Consider the following 19,021-nt stretch of genomic DNA (forward strand, 5'->3'; position numbering starts at 1 on the left):
CGGATCGTGGGCGACGAGCGCGGGCCCCGGGCGTTGGAACGTGGGGTCCGTCCGCCGGCCGAGAGCTTCGCCGCGGCCTCGCGGCCTCGCGGCCCGCGTCGGTGAGGAGCAGGCCCATGCCCTCGCGGGTGGGTGGCCGGACGGCGCTGTTCGATCTCGTCCAGGGCATCCTGGCCCCCCGCAGAAGCGTTCAGGTCGCCGCGTCGGACGCTGTCGGCTTCTGGTCGGCGGCCCAGGAGGCGAGGAGGCGCAGCCCGTCGTGGGACGGTGTGCCGGGTTCGGCGTTCCACACGATGATGTGCTGGTCGGGGTCCGTGCCACAGGTGAGTGTGTTCCAGTCGAGTGTCAGCTCGCCGACCACCGGGTGGCGCAGTTTCTTGACGCCCTGGCCCCGCATCGCGACGTCGTGTTCGGTCCACCACTGCCGGAACTGCGCGTCACGGGCGGAGAGTTCCTCGACCAGCGCGGTGAGAGGCTGGTCGTCCGGGTAGCGCGCGCTCTCCATGCGCAGTTGGGCGATGGCCAGCCGGGTGACCTCCTCCCAGTCGACGTACAGCTCGCGCATCCAGGGTTCGGTGAACAGCAGCCGGACGAACACCCGCTCCGGTTCGGGGTACTTCCCGAAGTCGGTCCACAGGGCGGCGGCGAGCCGGTTCCAGCCGAGGATGTCGGTGCACCGGCCGATGACGAAGGCCGGGGAGGCGCTGAGGTCGTCCAGCATGCGCTGCAGCTGCGGGTCCACCTGCTGGCGCTCGCGGTACGCGGACCGGCGCACCCGCTCCTTCGCCGCGAGGTCGAAGAGGTAGGTGCGCTGGTCGTCGTTGAGTCGCAGGGCCTGCGCGATCTCGTCGAGGAGGGGAGCCGAGGCCTGGAGCCGGCCTTGTTCGATCCGGGCGTAGTACTCGGTGCTCATCGCGGCGAGGAGTGCCACTTCCTCACGGCGCAGACCCTTCACACGCCGCCGCTGCCCGCCGCGCAGACCGACATCAGAGGGGGTGAGCTCGGCACGACGAGCCTTGAGGAACTCACCCAGCTCGTTCAGATGCGGGTTGCGGTTCATGACCTTCAGCCTCGCACAAACGCCGCATCTTGTGAGGGGGACGGATCGTTCCCCTGGCTGATCGGCCAGGGGGCGACGATCCTTGTGAGTTCGTGGCCGGTCACGCGGAACCGCCCCCTTGAGAGCGGGAACCTCACGACCCCGGAACACCGATGATTTTCCGCGGCACGACGCGGATGATCACGCGGGCCTCGTCGTTCTTCGCGGCGGGCAGGTCGACGCCGAGGTACTTCCGCCAGAGCTCGCGCAGGAGGCGCTTGCCCTCGTCCGGGACGATCTCGGCGGTTCCCCGGATCTCGACGGCGGTGTGGGGGTTGGCGAGGTCGTAGACCGAGACACTGATGCGGGGGTCGCGGCGCAGGTTGCGCACCTTCTGGCGGTGGTCGAGGGACGAGAAGAGCACGGTGTCGCCCTCGCCCTTGATCCAGACCACCGAGTTCTGCGGGGATCCGTCGGGGCCGATGGTGGCGACGCCGGCGTAGTTCTTGCCGTCAAGCAGGGCACGGACCCAGTCGTCGAGGGAGGGACGGCCGTCCGGGGAGGGGGAGGCGAGGGAGGAGGAGGTCGTCATGGGGCCCACCATAATTGTATGCATGCGCATGTGAAATGAGTGCGCCGGATCAGGACGTCCCTGCCGAAGGGTGAACCGTGGCTTGGACGACAGCCCGTCAGCTGAGTGCTTTGACGAGTTCCTGGGCGAGGGGGGTGGCCGAGTACGGGTTCTGGCCGGTGTAGAGGGTGCGGTCGACCTGGACGTGCGGGGTGAACGGGTCGGCCTCGCGGTAGTCGGCCTTGAGCTCGCCCACGAGGCGGTCCTGGAGCAGCCACTTCGCGCGGTCCGCGAGACCGTTCTGCTTCTCCTCGGCGTTGGACAGCCCGGTCAGGCGGTAACCGGAGAAGGGGGACGTGCCGTCGGGGCCGATGGTGGCCAGCAGGGCCGCGGGGCCGTGGCAGACCAGGGAGACCGGCTTGCCGGAGGCGAGCCAGTCGGTGAGCAGCCTGCCGGAGGCGGCGTTGTCCGGCAGGTCCTCCATCGGGCCCCAGCCGCCGGGGTAGAAGACGGCCGCGTAGTCGTCGATGTCGACGTCCTCGATGCGCATCGGACGCGCCAGCTCGGTGGCCTCGCGCAACGCCGTCCGCATGCGCTCGGCGCCTTCCTCGCCGCCGTTGAAGTCGGCGGTGAGACTGAGGGCATCGGCGGTGGGCGGTACGCCGCCGGGGGTCGCGGCCGCGATCTCGTAGCCGGCCTCCTTGAAGACGGCGTACGGGCCGAGGGCCTCCTCGGCCCAGAAACCGGCCGGCTGGCGGGTGCCGTCGGCCAGCGTCCAGTGGTCGGACGCGGTGATCACGAAGAGGATCTTCGCCATGGGGAGCTCCTGATGAGGGGGAGTGTCAGCCCTTGAGGGCTTCCTGGAGGACGTGGCTGTCGGCGATCTGCCGCATCCGTACGGCCTGGCCGTCCCGGACGGTCCACAGGTGCAGGAACCGGACGTCGGCCGTGTTCCCGGTCTTCGTCTCGGCGTGGTAGTGGCCGTAGACGAAGACATGGCCCTCGTCGTCGGCGAAGAACTCCTCGGGCACCGCGCCGAAGGACTCGTAGCCCGTCATCTGGCCGAAGAAGTCCGTGGCCACGCTGTCCCAGCCGTGGTAGACACCGCTGTTCGGGAAGCCGGGGGTGATGTCCCAGACGAAGTCCGGGGCCATCACCTCTTTCGTGACCTCGGGTGCCATCCGGGACTCGTAGACCCGGCGGATGACGGCGAGGCTCGGGGAATCGGACATGGGGGTACTCCTCGCGAGGGGGGTGGGTGGGGCGGAAGGAAGCGGCCGGTGATCAGGCGGCGAGGGCGGTCCGGCCCGCGCGGAAGATCGCGGCCTGCCGAGCGACGCGGGCGCCGAGGTGCTCCGCGGTGGCGATGTCCGACGGGTGGACGGCCTCGGGGCCGGCGTCGGTCGGGCTCTGCGCGCCGGCGCCGAGGAAGAACCCCAGTCGGTTGATGTCGTCCTCGCTGCCCTTGGTGGAGTCCCATCCCGGCAGCAGGCCCAGGCTGATCCAGTGCATGCCGTGCTGGGCGGCCAGGGTGGCGAAGTAGCCCAGGGTGGAGGACTTGTCGCCGCTCTTCGCGCCGGAGTTGGTGAAACCCGCGGCGAGTTTGTCCACCCAGGCGTGCGGGAACCATCGCTTGCTGCTGGCCTGGGCGAAGGCGTGGAAGGCCGCGGAGGCGGTGCCCATGTACGTCGCCGCGCCGAAGACGATCGCGTCGGCGCCGTCCAGCTGTGCCCACTGCTCGTCGGTGATGGTGTCGACGGAGATCGAGACGACCTCGGCGCCGGCTCCCGTGGCACCGCGCGCCACGGCTTCGGCGATGACGGCCGTGTGGCCGTAGCCCGAATGAAAGGCGATGGCGACGACGGGCCCGCCGGAATGGGACATGGTGATCTTTCTCCTTGAATGATTTCTTCGGCGGGGCTAAAGGACGGCGAAGAACTTCACCATTTTGGTGAGCGCCTGGTCCATGTACTCGGGCACGTCGTACATGGCGATATGTGTCGCGCCGTCGACGACGAACAATTCCTTCGGGCCGTTGGAAAGTTCGTACGCCTGGTCGCTGAACACCTTTGTGTCCGCCTTGCTGCCCGCGATGAGAAGCAGCGGCTGGGTCAGGAGTTCCGGAATCTGATCGAACGCCGAGAAGGCGTACATCTTGTCCATGCTGGTCAGCAGGAAACGGCCCTTGGAATTGGGGTGCCGGCCACGTGGGGTGCGGTAGTAGTCGTATCCCTCACGCAGGAGGTCCGGCGTGTTGTCGTCGATCTCCTCCAGCGTCTCCGGGACGAAGGGAGCGTAGGCGGGTGCCGCTCCCCGTGCCTCCGCCGTGCGCTGCTGGGCGACCATCTCCAGGGTCTTGATCTGCTCGGCCACGGGGGACAGGTGCCCCAGGAAACCGCGCGAACCCTCGCCCATCGGGGCCGCGCTGACCGTGGCCACCGCCTTGAAGCGGCGTTCCGTCTGCGCCACGCTGATCGCGTAACCGCCGCCGGCGCAGATGCCGAAGACACCCATCCGCTCGGTGTCGACGTAGGGCAGAGTGCTGAGGAAGTCCGCCGCGCAGCGGGCGTCCTCCACTCTGGTGGTGGGGTCCTCCAGGAGACGCGGTTCGCCACCGCTCGCTCCCTGACAGGAGGAGTCGTAGACCACGGTGACGAATCCGTGGGCGGCCAGCCGCTTCGCGTACTCGCCGATGGTCTGTTCCTTCACACCACCGGCCGGGTGAATTCCGACCAGGGCCGGGTACTTCTTCTTCTCGTCGAATTCTTCCGGCAGATGAAGGTGTCCCGCGATTTCTGCTTCTTTGTTCCTGAACGAAACGACCTCGACCATGGCGCCTGTCCCCTTTTCGCCCCGGTTCCGTCGATTGACGGTCCGCACACCATGATTCGCCGGTGTCGAGATGATGTCCACACGTGATGGGGGGAAGAAACCGTCCCCTGGATATGAATAACCGGGCAGCCGGATCTTCCCGATGTGCTGGTGTTCTCCATGAACCCTGCGGCGCTCTTCGGTGGCCGCGGCCGGACCTGATCGTCACCGACGGACGCATGCCGCCGTCGCTCAGCGACGGCGGGCTGCGCTCGGCGGTCGTTCTGCGCGAGGCGTTCCCGGGCCTGCCCGGGCTGGTGCAGCGGCTGAGCCCACGGGAGCGCGAGGTGCTCGGGCTGATCGCGGAGGGCCGCACCAATGCCGGGCTCGCCAAGCAGCTGTTCATCAGCGAGGCCGCCGTGAACAAGCACATCGGCAACATCTTCGACAAGCTGGACCTGCCGGTGGACACCGACGGCCATCGCCGGGTCCTCGCGGTCCTGGCCTTCCTGCGGGCGTGACGGCGCTCGGGGTCGAGGATCAGAGCAGCGGGACCCGGGTGAAGTGGCCCGCCGCGTGCAGTTCCTGCTCGATACGGGACGCCGTGAGCCGTAGCTCGGGGAGGATCTCCGCCACGCATTCCTCGGCCGTACGGCCCGCCGCGTGCAGCGCCACGTTCACGGCGGCGACCGCCCGGCCGGTACGGTCGCGCAGGGGGACGGCGAGGGTGCGCAGGCCGTCCTCCCAGGCCTCGTCCAGCAGGGCGTAACCCTGGGAGCGGACACGGGCGAAGCCGGCGGAGGCGGCGGAGTCCTCCGGGTCCGACAGCAGGACCCGGCCCAGGGAGGTCGCCGCGGCCGGCAGCCGGGTGCCCACCCTGATGTCCACACCCATGATCCGGGGGGACACCGCACGTGCCGTGTACTGGATCTCGGCGGTCGGTCCCGAGGACACCAGGACCGCCAGCGCCGTCGACTCGCCCACCCGTGCCGACAGGTCCGCCAGGTGGGGCGCGGCGATGCGCGGCAGGGACGTACGGGACAGCGGCGGGAAGCCCAGCGACAGCACCCGGGGGGTGAGGCCGAAGGTGCGGGACTCCGGCTGTCCGCGGACCAGGCCCAGGTGCTCGTAGGTGATCAGAGCCCGGCGGGCGGTCGCCCGTGCCAGGCCGGTCGCCCGTGCCACGTCCGTCAGCGTCAGCGCGGCCCTGCCCTCGCCGAACGCCGTCAGGACCGTCAGACCGCGCGCGAGCGACTCGATGAACTCCCGGCCCAGTTCGTGCTTGGACGCGCCGATCCAGGCGGCCGATCCCGAGGGCGGCGGGCCCGGGTCCGGGTCCGGGGCGGCGGCCAGTTCGCGTTCCATCTCGGCCACCGTCGCCCGCAGTCGCGGCAGCAGGGTGTCGCGCAGGTCCGCCGCGGTGTGGCGGCTGGTGTGGCTCACGACGTTCGCCACGCAGGCGATACGGCCGGTGCGCGGATCGCGTACGGGCACGGAGACCGCCACCAGACCCGGTTCGATCAACTGGTCGTCCAGCGCCCAGCCGTCCCGGCCCGCCTGCGCCGCCCTCGCCTCGAACTCACTGTCAGGAAAGGGGAGTTCCCGCGGGGGTACGGCCGAGAAGCCCCGGTTCACCGGGTCCGCCGCCCGGCGTTCGCGCCAGGCCCGCCAGTTCTCGTCGGTCCACTCTGAGGCGAACAGGGGCCCCGGCGCGGTGCGTTCGGCGGGGAGCAGGTCGCCGATGCGGAAGCTCAGGGACATCGCGCGGCGGCGGGTGGCCTGGTGGATGAAGCGGATGCCGTCACGGTCGGCGACGGCCAGCGACACCGACTCGTCCAGCTCGTCGGCGAGGGCGTCGGCCCGCGGGGAGAGCAGGGCGGGCAGGCGCAGGGCGGCGAGATAGGCGTTGCCGAGCTCCATGAGACGTGGGGTCGTCACCGCGTCCCGGCCGTCGAGACGGACGTATCCCATGCGGGCCAGCGTCGACGTGATGCGGTCGACCGTGGAGCGTGCCAGGCCCGTCGCCCGTTCCAGGCCGCTCAGGCTCAGCGTCCCGCCCGCCTCGGTCAGCTCCCGCAGCACCCTGACCCCGCGGATCAGCGGCGCGACCGCCTCGGCCGGCACGGCGGCCTCCGGTACCGGCGGGGGAGTGGTCGTCTCAGCGGGCATCGGCTCTCCGGTACGGCGTTCGCGGCAGGCCTACGGTAATCCGCCCCGGGCCTTGCCGAGTGCCACGGGTGCCGCGGAGCGCCCCGGGTCCTGCGAGGTTGCCGGGCCCGGCGGAGTTCTTCGGCTCTTGCCGGAGCTCCCCGGCCGCCGACGAGTGCGCTGGCTCTTGTCGGAGTGCCACGGGCCTTGCCGAGAGCCACGGGCCTTGCGGAGTTCCCCGGCCCCCGACGAAAGCCCGGGGCCTTGCGGAGGGCCCAGCCTCCGACGAGTGCCCCGGCTCTTGCCGGGGTGCCATGGGTCCTGCGGACTGGTTCCGCGTCCTGTGGAGTGTGGGTTTTGCGGAGTTCCCCGAGCCTTGCCGGCGTTCCCCGGCCGCCGACGAGTGCCCTGGCTCATGCCGGAGTGCCACAAGCCCTGCGGAGTTCCCGGTCCCCACGAATGCCCTGGCCCTTGCCGGCGTTCCCCGGCCGCCGACGAGTGCCCTGGCTCATGCCGGAGTGCCACAAGCCCTGCGGAGTTCCCGGTCCCCACGAATGCCCTGGCCCTTGCCGGAGCGCCACGGCCCTTGCCGGAGTGCCCCGGCCTCCGCAAACTGCCCCGCCCCCGCGGATAGCCGCAGCCCCTACAGAGAACCCCGGCCCCCGCGGCCTTCCCCAGCCCCCCGAAGAGCCACAGCCCCGCAGACTCCCCCACTCCCGCAGCCTCCCCCCGGGCCCGGCCCCCCACCCACCCCTACCCCCGAGTCACCCCCACCCGGTAGTCGCCGTCCCCGTCCGCCCCCAGTACCCGCACCCGGATGTCCCTGGCCGGGTCACGGAACTCCTCGCCGGCTGTGAACGGGGCGTCGGAGAGTTCTGCGTGGACGTTGGGGCTGCGGGTGCAGCCGCCGCTGTTGCGCCGGGCGTCGTACACGCGTACCGGGCCCCGCCCGGTGTCCACGTCCGCGTCGACCCGGTAGACGAGGACACCCGGCCGGCACACCGCCTCGTCGTTGCCCTCGCGGGTGCGCAGCTCGACCGCGTAGCCGGTGCGGCCGCCGAGCGGGACGAAGAGGAGCTTGGTGCCCGGACCGGACCGGGCCAGCGGGGTCAGCGTGTACTCCGAGGTCCCGGGCGCCGTGACGCAGTGGACCTGGGCCGCGTCCAGCCAGCCGAGCTTCCACTTGTGCCAGCCGAGGAGGTCGTTGTTGGCGCCCCAGTCCTCGCTCATGATGTCCCAGTGGCCGACCGCGCCCCCGCCGTTCTGGGTGTACAGGTCGGGCAGGCCGAAGACATGGCCGTTCTCGTGGGGCAGGACGCGGTAGCCGGTCTGCGGGAAGGACCCGGAGCCGTCGTCCTGGCGGGAGTAGACGAAGGAGGCGTTGGCGACGGGGACGCCGTCGGCGACCGGGGCGTCGGTGTTGCCCGCGAAGGTCACCGACAGGACCGTGTCGAGGGCGGAGGGGCCGGCGTTCGGGGTCACCAGGACGTTCAGGAAGTCGTACTCCCGGAAGTCCACTTTGGGGTCGGCGGCGGCCACGATGTCCTGGACGAGCCGGCGGTAGCCGGGGTCGAAGGGGGCGCCGCGCTCTATGCCGTAGGCCCGGAAGGACTTCGGCATCCGCAGCCAGTCGGTGATCGGGGCCTCGGGGCGGTAGTCGAGACGGCCGTAGGAACTGGTGCGGAACCAGTCCTGGGTCTGCGGGAAGAACTCGTGGAAGCGGCTCCGGGCGCTGCCGGAGCCGGGTGCGTCGGAGAAGTCGATCATCAGGGTGAGGGCGCGGACGGTGCCGGTGGAGCGGGAGTAGCCGCCGGGCGTGGGCAGCCCCTCGGACATCTGGACGGCCGGGCCGCCGCTGATCTGACAGGCGCCGTGGGTGTCCGAGCGGGCCACGGCGGTCGGGCCGGCGGTCGTGGTCCCGGGGACGAGGCGTTCGGTGCCGGCCGAGGTGCTGACCGCGAGGGTCAGCGCGGTCACGGACGCGAGGGCGGCCGCGCGGCGCGGGCGTATGCGACGTCTGGTCCACGGCATGCGAGCACCCTTCGGAGCGCGGCAGCCGCTGGTCGGAAGGCTGCTCCTCTTCGCTCACCCTGTGCTGGGCCAGGGGCGCACGCGCGCTGGAGGAGACCGAACGTGGGTATCGCGGATGTGTGACTCAGGTCACAACATAATTTCTCCTCAACCCGAAATAACCGGGGAGCGTCTCCCCGTTTAGACCTGTGTCCGAGCGAAACGGGGAACGAATCCCCGGATCGCCCTCACCCTGCCAACCGAGGAGACCACCGTGCAGACCGCTCTCTCCGTGCAGCGCAAGGCGCCCCGCGCCGACGCCCTGCGCAACCGCGAGCGGATCGTCACCGCCGCCAGCGAGATGTTCACCGAGTTCGGCCCCGACGTGCCGCTCGACGAGATCGCCCGCCGGGCCGGCGTCGGCAACGCCACGGTGTACCGCAACTTCCCCGACCGCGACGCGCTCGTCCGTGAGGTCGTCTGCTCCGTCATGGACCGGACGTCCGAGGCGGCCGAGCTCGCGCTCGCGCAGACCGGGGATGCCTTCGGCGCTCTGGAGCGCTTCGTGCACGCCTCCGCCGACGAGCGGATCACGGCACTGTGCCCGATGATCCAGGGCACCTTCGACCAGTACCACCCCGACCTGGTGGCCGCACGCGAACGCATCGAGCAGCTCGTCGAGCAGCTCATGGACCGGGCCAAGGCCGCCGGTCAGCTTCGCGGCGACGTGAGCGTCGGCGACCTGCTGGTCGCCGTGGCCCAGCTGTGCCGGCCCCCGGCCGGTACCGGCTGCCTCACCCTCGACGGGTTCGTGCACCGCACCCTTCAGCTGTTCCTGGACGGACTGCGGGCCCCGGCCCGCTCCGTGCTGCCGGGCGCGGCCCTGACCATGGAGGACCTCCGCCAGGCCTGATCCGACCGACGAGAACCGATTAGTTCAGAGCGCGAGCACAGTCTCTACAACGACTTTCGACCGGCCGTCACCGACGACGGACCGTCCCCTTTCGTCACTCTTTTCCGTTCCGAAGTCCCGAAGTGGGTACCCCCATGTCTGCAACAGCCGCAAAGGCTCCCGGAGCACCGGCCGTGTCCGGTGACGCCAACCGCTGGAAAGCGCTCGTCTTCATCGCGCTCGCCCAGCTGATGGTCGTGCTGGACGCGACCATCGTGAACATCGCCCTGCCCTCCGCCCAGGCCGACCTGGGCATAACCGACGGCAACCGCCAGTGGGTCGTCACGGCCTACGCCCTCGCCTTCGGTGGACTCCTGCTCTTCGGCGGCCGGATCGCCGACCTGTGGGGCCGCAAGCGCGCCTTCGTCGTCGGCCTGATCGGCTTCGCCGCGGCCTCCGCGCTCGGCGGTGCCGCCACCTCCGGCGCCATGATGTTCGGCGCCCGTGCCCTCCAGGGCGTCTTCGGCGCCCTGCTCGCGCCCGCCGCGCTGTCCCTGCTGGCCGTGATGTTCACGGACGCCAAGGAGCGCGCCAAGGCCTTCGGCATCTACGGCGCGATCGCCGGTGGCGGCGGCGCCGTGGGCTTCATCCTCGGTGGTGTGCTGACCGAGTACATGGACTGGCGCTGGACCTTCTTCGTGAACATCCCGTTCGCGATCGTCGCCGCGCTCGGCGCGTACTTCGTCATCCGTGAGCCCGAGGGCGGCCGCAACCGCAACCCGCTCGACATCCCCGGCGTCCTGCTGTCCACCCTGGGCCTGGTCGCGCTGGTCTACGGCTTCACCCGCGCCGAGTCCGACGGCTGGGGCGACTCGGTGACCGTCGGCATGTTCGTCGCGTCGGCCGTCCTGCTGATCGCCTTCGTCGTCACCGAGGCCAGGACCAAGGCCCCGCTGCTGCCGCTGCGCGTCATCACCGACCGCAACCGCGGCGGGATCTACCTCTCGCTCGGTATCGCGATCATCGCGATGTTCGGCACCTTCCTGTTCCTGACCTACTACCTGCAGATCGTGAAGGGCTTCACGCCGATCAAGACCGGCTTCGCGTTCATGCCGATGATCGTCGGCATGATGGTCGGCTCGACCCAGATCGGTGCCCGCCTGATGACCCGTGTCCCGGCGCGGCTGCTGATGGGCCCCGGCTTCCTGGTCGCCGCGGTCGGCATGCTCCTCATGACCCAGCTGGAGATCGGTTCGTCGTACGCCTCGACGATCCTGCCCGCCATGCTGCTGCTCGGTCTCGGCATGGGTACGGCGTTCATGCCCGCCATGTCCCTGGCCACCCTGGGCGTCGAGCCCCGTGACGCCGGTGTCGCCTCCGCGATGGTCAACACCTCGCAGCAGGTCGGCGGTGCGATCGGTACGGCCCTGCTGAACACGATCGCCGCCTCGGCCACGACCTCCTACATCGCCGACCACATCGGCTCCGCGACCTCCAAGTCGCAGGCGCAGCTGGTGGCGCTGGAGGGCCAGGTGCACGGCTACACCAACGCGATCTGGTTCGCCGTCGGCATGCTGGTGCTCGCCGCCGTGATCGTCGTGACCCTCGTCAACGCCGGCCGCACGGACACCGCCGCGGTGGCCGGGTCCGGAGAGGGCGCCGAGGAGGAGCTGGCGATCCCGGTCGTCGCCCACTGACGGCGACCGGTCGGTCGTACCCCTTCGAGAACCACGTACGTACGGGGAAGGGGACGCCCCGTACGTACCACCCCAGGAACTGCCCTGGCCCCCTGAGTGAGCGGCTCAGCGGAGCCAGGGCAGATCCGCGCCCGCCTCGTCCGGCTGGAGTCCCTCGGCGACGATCCGCATGATCTCGCCGAGGGACTTCTGCTGCTCCGGGGTGAGCCGGTCGAAGAGGGCGTTGCGCACGGCCCGCACATGGCCGGGCGCGGCGCCCTTCAGCATCTCCAGGCCCGGGTCGGTGAGCACCGCGAACTGGCCGCGCTTGTCGTCGGGGCAGTCCTCACGGCGCACCCAGCCGTTGCGCTCCAGCCGGGCGATCGCGTGTGAGAGCCGGGACCGGGTGATCTTCGCCTTCATGGCCAGCTCGGTCATCCGCAGCCGCCGGTCCGGGGACTCGGCGAGGCCCACGAGCAGTCCGTAGTAGATGTGCGGCATGCCGGCGTCCCGCTGGAGCTGGCGGTCGAGGTGATCCTCCAGGAGGGTCGTGGCGTGCACATAGGAACGCCAGATGCGCTGCTCTTCGTCGTCGAGCCACCGGGGCTCCTCGTCGGGGACGGATGCCGTGTTCATGTATCCCACTCTACGAGCTCTCTCCTTGAAGCTTAAACAAATGCGGCGTACAGTCATACCGTAAGAAGGTTTAAATTTGAAGCACTTAGTGCATCGGAAGTACCGGAGGAGTCCCCGCCATGTCCGCCGACACGCTGGAGCGCATGCCCGCCCTCTATCTGAGTCACGGTGCCCCGCCGCTCGCCGACGACCCGATCTGGCCCGGCCAGCTCGCCGCCTGGTCCGCCGGCCTGCCCCGCCCCAAGGCGATCCTCATGGTCTCCGCCCACTGGGAGGAGGCCCCCCTCGCCCTCGGCGCGATACGGACCGTCCCGCTCGTCTACGACTTCTGGGGCTTCCCCGAGCACTACTACAAGGTGACGTACGCAGCCCCCGGCGCGCCCGAACTCGCCGATTCGGTGCGTAAGTTGCTGCGCGCCCCCGGGGTCCCCGTGCAGGACGTCCCGGACCGCGGACTCGACCACGGCGCGTACGTCCCCCTCGTCGAGATGTTCCCCGAGGCCGACATCCCCGTCCTGCAGATCTCCATGCCGACCCTCGACCCGGTCAAGCTGATGGACATCGGCCGCAAGCTGGCCCCCCTGCGCGACGAGGGCGTCCTGATCGTCGGCTCCGGCTTCTTCACCCACAACCTCGCCGCCCTGCGGCACACCGGCTCGGGAGTGCCCACCTGGTCCTCGGAGTTCGACGACTGGGGCCGCCGCGCGCTGGAGGCGCGGGACGTGGACTCCCTGCTGGACTTCCTCGACAAGGCCCCGGCGGGGCGCTACGCCCATCCGCGCACCGAGCACTTCGCGCCTCTCTTCGTCACCATGGGCGCGGCGGACGTGAGCGGTGAGCTGGACACGCAGAAGTCCGTGATCGACGGCTTCTGGCTGGGCATGGCCAAGCGGTCGGTGCAGTTCGGCTGACGTCCCCGCGCGGGGCTGCTAGAGGTCTTTCTCGTACCAGGCCACGTCCCAGTAGCGGCCGAACTTCCGGCCCACCTCCCGGTACGTGCCGACGTACCGGAACCCGAAGCGCTCGTGCAGCCGCGTGGACGCCTCGTTCGGCTGGGCGATGCCCGCGTAGGCGCGATGCAGGTCCTCGCCCGCCAGGGCCTCGAAGAGGGCCTTGTAGAGGAGGGTGCCGATACCCCGGCCGCCCGCGTCCGGGGCGAGGTAGACGGTGACCTCCACGGAGGTCGCGTACGCGGGCTTCGCGCGAAAGGGGCTGGAAGTGGCGTACCCGAGAACCCGCTGTGAGGTTCCTGTCGGCTCCGTGTCGGTGGCAACCATCAGGCGGTACGGGCCGTCTTCAGGGTGGGAGAGCAGCCAAGGGCGGCGTTCTTCCGGGGTGAAGACGGCGGTGTCGAATGTGATGGGCGTCTCACGAACGTAGTGGTTGTAGATGTCGGTGAGGGCCCCGAGGTCGCTTTCGGCTCCCCGCCTGACCTGCACCTCTGTACGCTCCGACGGCATCACGCCTCCTCGTGTGGCCGGACAGGATACTGCAAGATCAGAAAAATAGCGGCACGCCTTGGGAATTCTGTCCGGTTTCCAGTCGTTGTTTCCATCGGATGCAGGGCACCCGAGGAGAGTCCGGGAAGCAACCGGAGCCGGGACCTTACGTCCGAAGGACCACCCGCTGACCCAACATCGCAAGGGAGCACGCATGGCAACCCGTGCCGTCGCCCGTCGTAAGTCCGCCACCGGCGGGTCTACCGACGCGGCACGCAGTGTTCGCGTCCATGGCGGCGAGATCGCCGACCGCGACCTGGTCGGCATGTACCTCGACGAGATCGCGCGTACGCCGCTGCTCGACGCCGCCAAGGAAGTCGAGCTGTCCCAGATCATCGAGGCGGGTGTGTTCGCCCGACAGGTCCTCGACGGGTTCGAGGAGGCCAAGGCGGACGCCACCCGCGAGGAGCTGGAGGCGTTGGTGGAGGAGAGCGAGCGCGCCAAGGACGTGTTCATCCGCTCCAACCTCCGCCTGGTCGTCGCCGTGGCCCGCCGCTACCCCCGCAGCGGACTGCCCCTGCTCGACCTGATCCAGGAGGGCAACGCCGGCCTGGTGCGCGCGGTCGAGAAGTTCGACTACCGCAAGGGCTTCAAGTTCTCGACGTACGCGACCTGGTGGATCCGTCAGGCCATCACCCGCTCCATCGCCGACCAGTCCCGCACCATCCGGCTGCCCGTCCACCTGGTGGAGGAGCTGGGCCGCATCCGCCGTGTGCAGCGCGAGTTCAACCGCGAGCACGGCCGCGACCCGGAGCCCGCGGAGATCGCCGCCGAGCTCGGCTCCAACCCCGAGCGCGTGGTCGACGTCCTGGACTGGGCCCGCGACCCGGTGTCGCTGAACATGTCGGTGGACGACGACGGTGACACCCAGTTCGGCGACCTCCTGGAGGACACCTCCGCGGTCTCGCCGGAGCAGTCGGTGCTGACACTGCTGCGCAGCGAGGAACTGGACGACCTCATCGGCCGCCTCGACCAGCGCACCGCGTCCATCATCAAGATGCGGTACGGCATCGAGGACGGGCGCGAGCGCACCCTGACCGAGGTCGGCAAGGAGCACGGACTCACCCGTGAGCGGATCCGGCAGATCGAGAAGCACGCCCTGCTGGAGCTGAAGAAGCTGGCGCGGTCCACCGGGTTCGACGCGGCGGCGTAGTCGGGGTGTGCCCGCGTGCGCCGGGTGGCGAAAGACCGCGTAAACATGGCTGTACTAGGTCGCTTAACCGGCTGGACCCTGGGCACAAGACTTCAGGGTCCACCTGTTCGAGTCCCGGAGGTCGTGCTGTCGGACCCACCGGGCCCATCGGACCCTCCTGAACCAAGTCCCGACGCAATCCCCCCCGGCGCCGGGACTCTCCCCGAGCCGGACTTCGGCGCCCACCCCCCCCGGGCGCCGGGGTCCGGCTCTTTTTACGCCCCGGAACAGCGCAACGGTGGGTCACCCCGTACCTGAACCACGGGGTGACCCACCGAAGGGGAGATTCTGTCACATCGACGGGGATGCCTCAGGCGCCTTCCCCTGCCGCCCGTACCAGTCGTCTCCCCAGCTCCCGCACCACGTCAACGAGTTCCGGCGGCTCCTGCACCCGGAACTCCACCCCCGTCATCGCCAGCCGTACCGCCATCCAGTCCACGGCATCCCCCACCGTCGCCCGCAACCGGCACCGTCCCGCACCCAGGGGCTCCGGCACCCCCATCCATCCCGGCACCCGGGGCCCGACCACCGACACCTCCGCCTCGAAGGTCACGACCAGCTCGTACGTCTCCTGACGGCGGTACATCGACTGCCGCAGGTACTCCGCCGCACTCCCCGTCGGCAACTCCCGCGGCGTGAACCGGGCCCCCGTGGCGAAGGGGTCGTCGACCCGGTCGACCCGGAAGGTCCGCCAGTCGTCGCGGTCGAGGTCGTAGGCGATGAGGTACCAGCGCTGACCGGTGGAGACCAGCCGGTACGGCTCCACCACCCGGCGTGACTCGGCGCCGTCCTTCGCGCGGTAGGCGAAGCGCAGGCGTTCGTGGCCGGCCACCGTGGACGCCATCACCGTCAGGGTCTCGGTCGGGATGCTCGCCCCGTCCCCGCTGGTCAGCGGAGTCGTCGCGGCCTGGAGGGTGGACACGCGGTGCCGCAGCCGGGAGGGCAGGACCTGCTCCAGTTTCGCCAGCGCCCGTACGGAGGCCTCGTCCACCCCCTCGACCGCGTGCCCCGCCCCCGCCCGCAGTCCGACCGCGATGGCCACCGCCTCCTCGTCGTCGAGGACGAGCGGGGGCATGGCCTTGCCCGCGACGAGCCGGTAGCCGCCGTCGGAGCCCTTGGACGCCTCGACGGGATAGCCCAGTTCGCGCAGCCGGTCGATGTCCCGCCGGACCGTGCGGCGGGAGACCCCCAGCCGGTCGGCGAGCTCACCGCCGGGCCATTCACGGGGCGTCTGGAGAAGGGACAGGAGCGTCAGGAGCCGTGCCGGAGTGTCCGTCGTCATGAGTGCGAGAATGCCGTAGAAGTAGGACACGATCTGACCTAATGGGGTCATAGGTTCAGGACATGACCTCCACCGAGACCTCCCTTTCGGGCATCCCCGACGTACCGTCCGCCGCGGCCGACCGGCGTCGCTGGTTCGCTCTCGCCATCGTGATGACCGCGGCCTTCATGGACCTCGTCGACGTCACGATCGTCAACATCGCCATTCCCTCCATCCGGCAGGACTCCGGTGCCTCCGTCAGCCACATCCAGTGGATCACCGCCGGCTATGCCCTCGCCTTCGCCGCGGGGCTGATCACCGGGGGGCGGCTCGGTGACATCCACGGGCGCAAGCGGCTGTTCCTCGTCGGCATCGGCGGGTTCACGCTCGCGTCGGCGCTGTGCGGCTTCGCCGCGAACCCGGACATGCTGGTGGCGGCCCGGATCCTGCAGGGTGCCATGGCGGCGATGATGGTGCCGCAGGTCCTGTCGATCGTGCACGCGACCTTCCCGGCGCACGAGCGGGGCAAGGTGTTCGGGCTGTTCGGCGCGGTCGTGGGGCTGGGGGCCGTGTCCGGTCCGCTGCTCGGGGCGCTGCTGACCGAGTGGAACCTCTTCGGGCTGGAGTGGCGGCCGATCTTCCTCATCAACCTGCCGGTCGGGATCATGGGGCTCGTGCTCGGCAGCCGCTTCATCACCGAGTCCAAGGCCCCGCGGGCGCTGAAGCTGGACCTGGTGGGCGTGGCCATGGTCGTGCTCGGTCTGCTGATGCTGCTCTACCCGCTGACCCGCGGCGAGGAGCTGGACTGGCCGCTGTGGGGATACGTGTCGATGGCCGGCGCGCCCCTCGTGTTCGCGGGGCTGGTGGCGTACGAGAGGCGCAAGGCCGCGCGGGACGGGTCGCCGCTGGTCGAGCTGTCGCTGTTCAAGGTGAAGAGCTTCGCGGCCGGGATCGCGGTGCAGACCGTGTTCGGGGTCGGGCTCGGCATCTTCTTCCTGGTGTGGACGCTGTACATGCAGACCGGTCTGGGCTGGAGCCCGCTGCGGGCGGGGCTGACCGGGGTGCCGTTCTCGCTCGCGGTCTCCACGGCGGCGGGGCTGTCGGTGCAGAAGCTCGTGCCGCGGTTCGGACGCGGGGTGCTCCAGGCCGGTGCGCTGCTGTTGGCCGTCGGTGTGCTGCTCTACCTCTGGGAGGCCGAGCGGTACGGCATGTCGATCAGCTCCTGGCAGATGGCGTTGCCGCTGGTCGTGATGGGCGTGGGCATGGGGCTGATCGTCGCGCCGCTCACCGACGCGGTGCTGTCGGAGGTGCCGAAGGAGCACGCCGGGTCGGCGTCCGGACTCATCAACACCGTGCAGCAGATGGGCAACGCGCTGGGGCTCGGGCTGGTGTCGGTGGTGTTCTTCGGGGTCATCGGGGACGACCTCGGGCCCGAGCAGGTGGGTCCGGCCTTCGTGGACGCCTTCCAGTACGCGCTCGGGTGGGTCGCGGCGGTGATGGGCGTGATCTTCCTGCTGATGTTCGCGCTGCCGAAGCGGCCGGTGCTGCACGCGGAGGGGCAGGAACCGGAGTTCGACAGCGACGGAAGTTCGAGCACTGAGCGTCGAGAGCCCGTGCCTGTCGCCTGACCCAGGTGAAGTGCCCGTCCAGACAGGTGTCTTGGGCGGGCATCGCCGTTGCACACCGCTACCCTGAGCCCCATGGAACTCTCGTACCACGAACTCGCCATTGAGGGGCTGGTTCCGCCCTTCGGCGAGCTCACTCTGTCATCCGTGGCCGCTCTGGACCGTGCGGAGTGGAAAGAACTGCTTGGCCGGACCGTGGAATGGCTGGACAACCCGCTGTCCACGGTGGCAGGCACCCAGGGAAGTTAGGAAGTGACGTCCGGCTCGCGTGGGTTGTGACGTTCTCATGGGCAACTGCAAGTAGGGTGCGGCGCGCGTCCTCTCCGTTGCAGCCAGGAAAGTCGTGCCCGTGCACCAACAGACCCTTCTTGACCTTCTTCATGCGCTGGCGTCCACAGCTCAGGACAAGCGAGCGGTCCTGCTCATGCTGGAGGCGCAGTTGCATTGGCGCTTGCTGCTGCTGCCCTACGTCTGTGACCTCGCTGTCGGACTCGTGGACTACGTCGCAGCCGATGTGATGGGAGCCCAGCGGCTGTTGGCAAGTGTTCTGGCGTCGGACCGTCCGGGCCAGGCTGCCCTCCGCACCACACTCCTCGATCCGCAGACGACTCTGTGGCTGGTGCGACTCGTGCGCAGGCTGGCAGGGAAGCGGCCGGAGCACGCACGTCTCGCGGGTGGGACTCCGCTGTGGGAGGAACTGGAGTTCATGTGGCAGGTGGCGGCCGCCGTGGCGATCCGGACCGGGGTGAATTTCCGGGCGCCGGTGCTGGTTTCTCGGGGAGAGGTGTTTCTCCCGGGGCTGGGGCGGGCCTTCTTCGGTGGTGACACCTGCGGCCGGGCAGAGGTGCACGCACATGACGGCACGGTGACCATCACGTCGGATCAGACTGCGGTCACCCTGCCCGAGAAGTGGGAGGACGACGCTCCGGGATGGCATGGTCTGCGCCGGGTGCGCGTTGCCCACCGTGGCGTCGCTCTCGCAGTCGCCCTCGATGATCTGGGCCCGCGACCGGTGGTGCCCGGTGTGGGCACAGAGGGGCGTCTCACCGCCGGTCAGGTCGAGGACTGGCGGCGGTGGTTGGACCGCATGTGGCGTCAGCTGGTCGAGGACCACCCGGCCACCGCCCACGCTCTTTCCGCAGGCCTGTGTCATGTCGTACCTCTGCCCCGTGGTGAGCGGCTGCGCCCTCGCTCGGCCTCGCAGAGCAGCACGTTCGGCTGTGTTCTGCTGTCCGCACCCGATGACGACGAGAATGTTCTTCCGGCGCAACTCGGGGCCACTGTGGTGCATGAGTTCCGACACACCCTTCTGCATGGACTCGACTTGCCCGCACGGCTCTTCACGTCGCGCGGCGAACACTCCGATGCCCGGTACTACGCGCCGTGGCGGGACGACCCCCGGCCCTGGGCGGGACTGCTGCACGGGGCCTACGCCTTCTCCGGGGTCACGCAGTTCTGGTGTGAACGCGGTGTCGAGGGCCTTGCGGGATTCGAGTTCGCCTGGGGCCGGAATGTCGTACGCGAGGTGCTCGACACTTTGAGCGGCGACGTGGATTGTGACGACCCCAAGCTGACTCAGCCCGGCCATGATGTTGTGCGGGCCCTCGTCGAGCAGAGCGCGTCCTGGTGGGAGACGCGGGTGGGGCGACGTGAAGAACGTC

General features: G+C 69.9%; 16 protein-coding genes and 2 pseudogenes. 7 read left to right on the forward strand and 11 right to left on the reverse strand.

Going from position 1 to position 19,021, the window contains the following annotated elements; all coding sequences use genetic code 11:
* Positions 1 to 190: 190 nt before the first annotated feature.
* The 6 genes from AQI94_RS37480 to AQI94_RS37505 form a co-directional block, all read right to left on the reverse strand.
* Positions 191 to 1,060, reverse strand: a complete 870-nt coding sequence (locus tag AQI94_RS37480) for a helix-turn-helix domain-containing protein (RefSeq protein ID WP_031056362.1) — start codon at positions 1,058 to 1,060, stop codon at positions 191 to 193.
* A 133-nt stretch (positions 1,061 to 1,193) separates the two neighbouring features.
* The gene (locus AQI94_RS37485; protein WP_051832765.1) at positions 1,194 to 1,631 is read right to left on the reverse strand and encodes a PPOX class F420-dependent oxidoreductase; all 438 of its coding nucleotides are present in this window, start codon (positions 1,629 to 1,631) and stop codon (positions 1,194 to 1,196) included.
* A gap of 97 nt (positions 1,632 to 1,728) precedes the next feature.
* Positions 1,729 to 2,427 (reverse strand): type 1 glutamine amidotransferase domain-containing protein, encoded by a 699-nt coding sequence (locus AQI94_RS37490; RefSeq protein ID WP_031056368.1) that lies wholly within the window; start codon positions 2,425 to 2,427, stop codon positions 1,729 to 1,731.
* 25 nt (positions 2,428 to 2,452) lie between these two features.
* Positions 2,453 to 2,842: a nuclear transport factor 2 family protein gene (locus AQI94_RS37495; RefSeq protein WP_031056370.1), complete on the reverse strand. Its 390-nt coding sequence runs from the start codon at positions 2,840 to 2,842 to the stop codon at positions 2,453 to 2,455.
* Positions 2,843 to 2,894: 52 nt separating this feature from the next.
* Positions 2,895 to 3,494: a flavodoxin family protein gene (locus AQI94_RS37500; RefSeq protein WP_031056373.1), complete on the reverse strand. Its 600-nt coding sequence runs from the start codon at positions 3,492 to 3,494 to the stop codon at positions 2,895 to 2,897.
* Positions 3,495 to 3,530: 36 nt separating this feature from the next.
* Positions 3,531 to 4,442, reverse strand: coding sequence for an alpha/beta hydrolase (locus AQI94_RS37505; RefSeq protein WP_031056376.1), 912 nt, complete (start codon positions 4,440 to 4,442; stop codon positions 3,531 to 3,533).
* A gap of 191 nt (positions 4,443 to 4,633) precedes the next feature.
* On the opposite strand from AQI94_RS37505, the pseudogene AQI94_RS37510 reads away from it, so the two are divergent.
* Positions 4,634 to 4,942: pseudogene (locus AQI94_RS37510) on the forward strand (response regulator transcription factor); the annotation flags it as partial.
* 19 nt (positions 4,943 to 4,961) lie between these two features.
* On the opposite strand, the gene AQI94_RS37515 reads toward AQI94_RS37510, so the two are convergent.
* Together AQI94_RS37515 and AQI94_RS37520 are read right to left on the reverse strand one after the other, a co-directional pair.
* Positions 4,962 to 6,590, reverse strand: a complete 1,629-nt coding sequence (locus AQI94_RS37515) for an IclR family transcriptional regulator domain-containing protein (RefSeq protein ID WP_031056382.1) — start codon at positions 6,588 to 6,590, stop codon at positions 4,962 to 4,964.
* 732 nt (positions 6,591 to 7,322) lie between these two features.
* Positions 7,323 to 8,600, reverse strand: a complete 1,278-nt coding sequence (locus AQI94_RS37520; protein ID WP_051832252.1) for a M6 family metalloprotease domain-containing protein — start codon at positions 8,598 to 8,600, stop codon at positions 7,323 to 7,325.
* Between the two features lie 253 nt (positions 8,601 to 8,853).
* Here AQI94_RS37520 and AQI94_RS37525 point away from each other — a divergent pair, with 253 nt between their 5' ends.
* Together AQI94_RS37525 and AQI94_RS37530 are read left to right on the forward strand one after the other, a co-directional pair.
* Complete coding sequence (locus AQI94_RS37525; protein ID WP_031046336.1) at positions 8,854 to 9,492, forward strand: TetR/AcrR family transcriptional regulator; 639 nt, start codon at positions 8,854 to 8,856, stop codon at positions 9,490 to 9,492.
* Between the two features lie 134 nt (positions 9,493 to 9,626).
* Positions 9,627 to 11,168: an MFS transporter gene (locus tag AQI94_RS37530; RefSeq protein WP_031046333.1), complete on the forward strand. Its 1,542-nt coding sequence runs from the start codon at positions 9,627 to 9,629 to the stop codon at positions 11,166 to 11,168.
* Between the two features lie 105 nt (positions 11,169 to 11,273).
* On the opposite strand, the gene AQI94_RS37535 is transcribed toward AQI94_RS37530, so the two are convergent.
* Positions 11,274 to 11,783: a MarR family winged helix-turn-helix transcriptional regulator gene (locus tag AQI94_RS37535; protein WP_031046332.1), complete on the reverse strand. Its 510-nt coding sequence runs from the start codon at positions 11,781 to 11,783 to the stop codon at positions 11,274 to 11,276.
* 119 nt (positions 11,784 to 11,902) lie between these two features.
* Here AQI94_RS37535 and AQI94_RS37540 point away from each other — a divergent pair, with 119 nt between their 5' ends.
* A complete protein-coding gene (locus tag AQI94_RS37540; protein WP_031046330.1) occupies positions 11,903 to 12,694 on the forward strand; it encodes a dioxygenase family protein in 792 nt (263 codons plus the stop codon).
* 18 nt (positions 12,695 to 12,712) lie between these two features.
* Here AQI94_RS37540 and AQI94_RS37545 read toward each other — a convergent pair whose 3' ends face one another.
* Positions 12,713 to 13,243, reverse strand: coding sequence for a GNAT family N-acetyltransferase (locus AQI94_RS37545; protein ID WP_031046328.1), 531 nt, complete (start codon positions 13,241 to 13,243; stop codon positions 12,713 to 12,715).
* A gap of 193 nt (positions 13,244 to 13,436) precedes the next feature.
* Here AQI94_RS37545 and AQI94_RS37550 point away from each other — a divergent pair, with 193 nt between their 5' ends.
* Positions 13,437 to 14,435, forward strand: coding sequence for a sigma-70 family RNA polymerase sigma factor (locus tag AQI94_RS37550; protein WP_031046325.1), 999 nt, complete (start codon positions 13,437 to 13,439; stop codon positions 14,433 to 14,435).
* A 349-nt stretch (positions 14,436 to 14,784) separates the two neighbouring features.
* On the opposite strand, the gene AQI94_RS37555 is transcribed toward AQI94_RS37550, so the two are convergent.
* Positions 14,785 to 15,756 carry a helix-turn-helix transcriptional regulator gene (locus tag AQI94_RS37555; protein ID WP_031046323.1) on the reverse strand — a complete coding sequence of 324 codons (972 nt, stop codon included), beginning with the start codon at positions 15,754 to 15,756 and terminating at the stop codon, positions 14,785 to 14,787.
* A 62-nt stretch (positions 15,757 to 15,818) separates the two neighbouring features.
* On the opposite strand from AQI94_RS37555, the gene AQI94_RS37560 reads away from it, so the two are divergent.
* Positions 15,819 to 17,363: an MFS transporter gene (locus AQI94_RS37560; protein ID WP_031046321.1), complete on the forward strand. Its 1,545-nt coding sequence runs from the start codon at positions 15,819 to 15,821 to the stop codon at positions 17,361 to 17,363.
* A gap of 1,084 nt (positions 17,364 to 18,447) precedes the next feature.
* Positions 18,448 to 18,906 (forward strand): annotated as a pseudogene (locus AQI94_RS46350) (aKG-HExxH-type peptide beta-hydroxylase); the annotation flags it as partial.
* Positions 18,907 to 19,021: the final 115 nt, after the last annotated feature.

The sequence above is a fragment of the Streptomyces pseudovenezuelae genome (assembly GCF_001513955.1).
Lineage (GTDB): Bacteria > Actinomycetota > Actinomycetes > Streptomycetales > Streptomycetaceae > Streptomyces > Streptomyces pseudovenezuelae.

Excerpts from the sequence above, each read along its gene's own strand:
- AQI94_RS37485 (WP_051832765.1), bottom strand. The coding sequence starts at position 1,631 with ATGACGACCTCCTCCTCCCTCGCCTCCCCCTCCCCGGACGGCCGTCCC.
- AQI94_RS37520 (WP_051832252.1), bottom strand. The coding sequence starts at position 8,600 with ATGCCGTGGACCAGACGTCGCATACGCCCGCGCCGCGCGGCCGCCCTC.
- AQI94_RS37535 (WP_031046332.1), bottom strand. The coding sequence starts at position 11,783 with ATGAACACGGCATCCGTCCCCGACGAGGAGCCCCGGTGGCTCGACGAC.
- AQI94_RS37500 (WP_031056373.1), bottom strand. The coding sequence starts at position 3,494 with ATGTCCCATTCCGGCGGGCCCGTCGTCGCCATCGCCTTTCATTCGGGC.
- AQI94_RS37550 (WP_031046325.1), top strand. The coding sequence starts at position 13,437 with ATGGCAACCCGTGCCGTCGCCCGTCGTAAGTCCGCCACCGGCGGGTCT.
- AQI94_RS37480 (WP_031056362.1), bottom strand. The coding sequence starts at position 1,060 with ATGAACCGCAACCCGCATCTGAACGAGCTGGGTGAGTTCCTCAAGGCT.
- AQI94_RS37490 (WP_031056368.1), bottom strand. The coding sequence starts at position 2,427 with ATGGCGAAGATCCTCTTCGTGATCACCGCGTCCGACCACTGGACGCTG.
- AQI94_RS37495 (WP_031056370.1), bottom strand. The coding sequence starts at position 2,842 with ATGTCCGATTCCCCGAGCCTCGCCGTCATCCGCCGGGTCTACGAGTCC.
- AQI94_RS37560 (WP_031046321.1), top strand. The coding sequence starts at position 15,819 with ATGACCTCCACCGAGACCTCCCTTTCGGGCATCCCCGACGTACCGTCC.
- AQI94_RS37540 (WP_031046330.1), top strand. The coding sequence starts at position 11,903 with ATGTCCGCCGACACGCTGGAGCGCATGCCCGCCCTCTATCTGAGTCAC.
- AQI94_RS37530 (WP_031046333.1), top strand. The coding sequence starts at position 9,627 with ATGTCTGCAACAGCCGCAAAGGCTCCCGGAGCACCGGCCGTGTCCGGT.
- AQI94_RS37505 (WP_031056376.1), bottom strand. The coding sequence starts at position 4,442 with ATGGTCGAGGTCGTTTCGTTCAGGAACAAAGAAGCAGAAATCGCGGGA.
- AQI94_RS37515 (WP_031056382.1), bottom strand. The coding sequence starts at position 6,590 with ATGCCCGCTGAGACGACCACTCCCCCGCCGGTACCGGAGGCCGCCGTG.
- AQI94_RS37555 (WP_031046323.1), bottom strand. The coding sequence starts at position 15,756 with ATGACGACGGACACTCCGGCACGGCTCCTGACGCTCCTGTCCCTTCTC.
- AQI94_RS37545 (WP_031046328.1), bottom strand. The coding sequence starts at position 13,243 with ATGCCGTCGGAGCGTACAGAGGTGCAGGTCAGGCGGGGAGCCGAAAGC.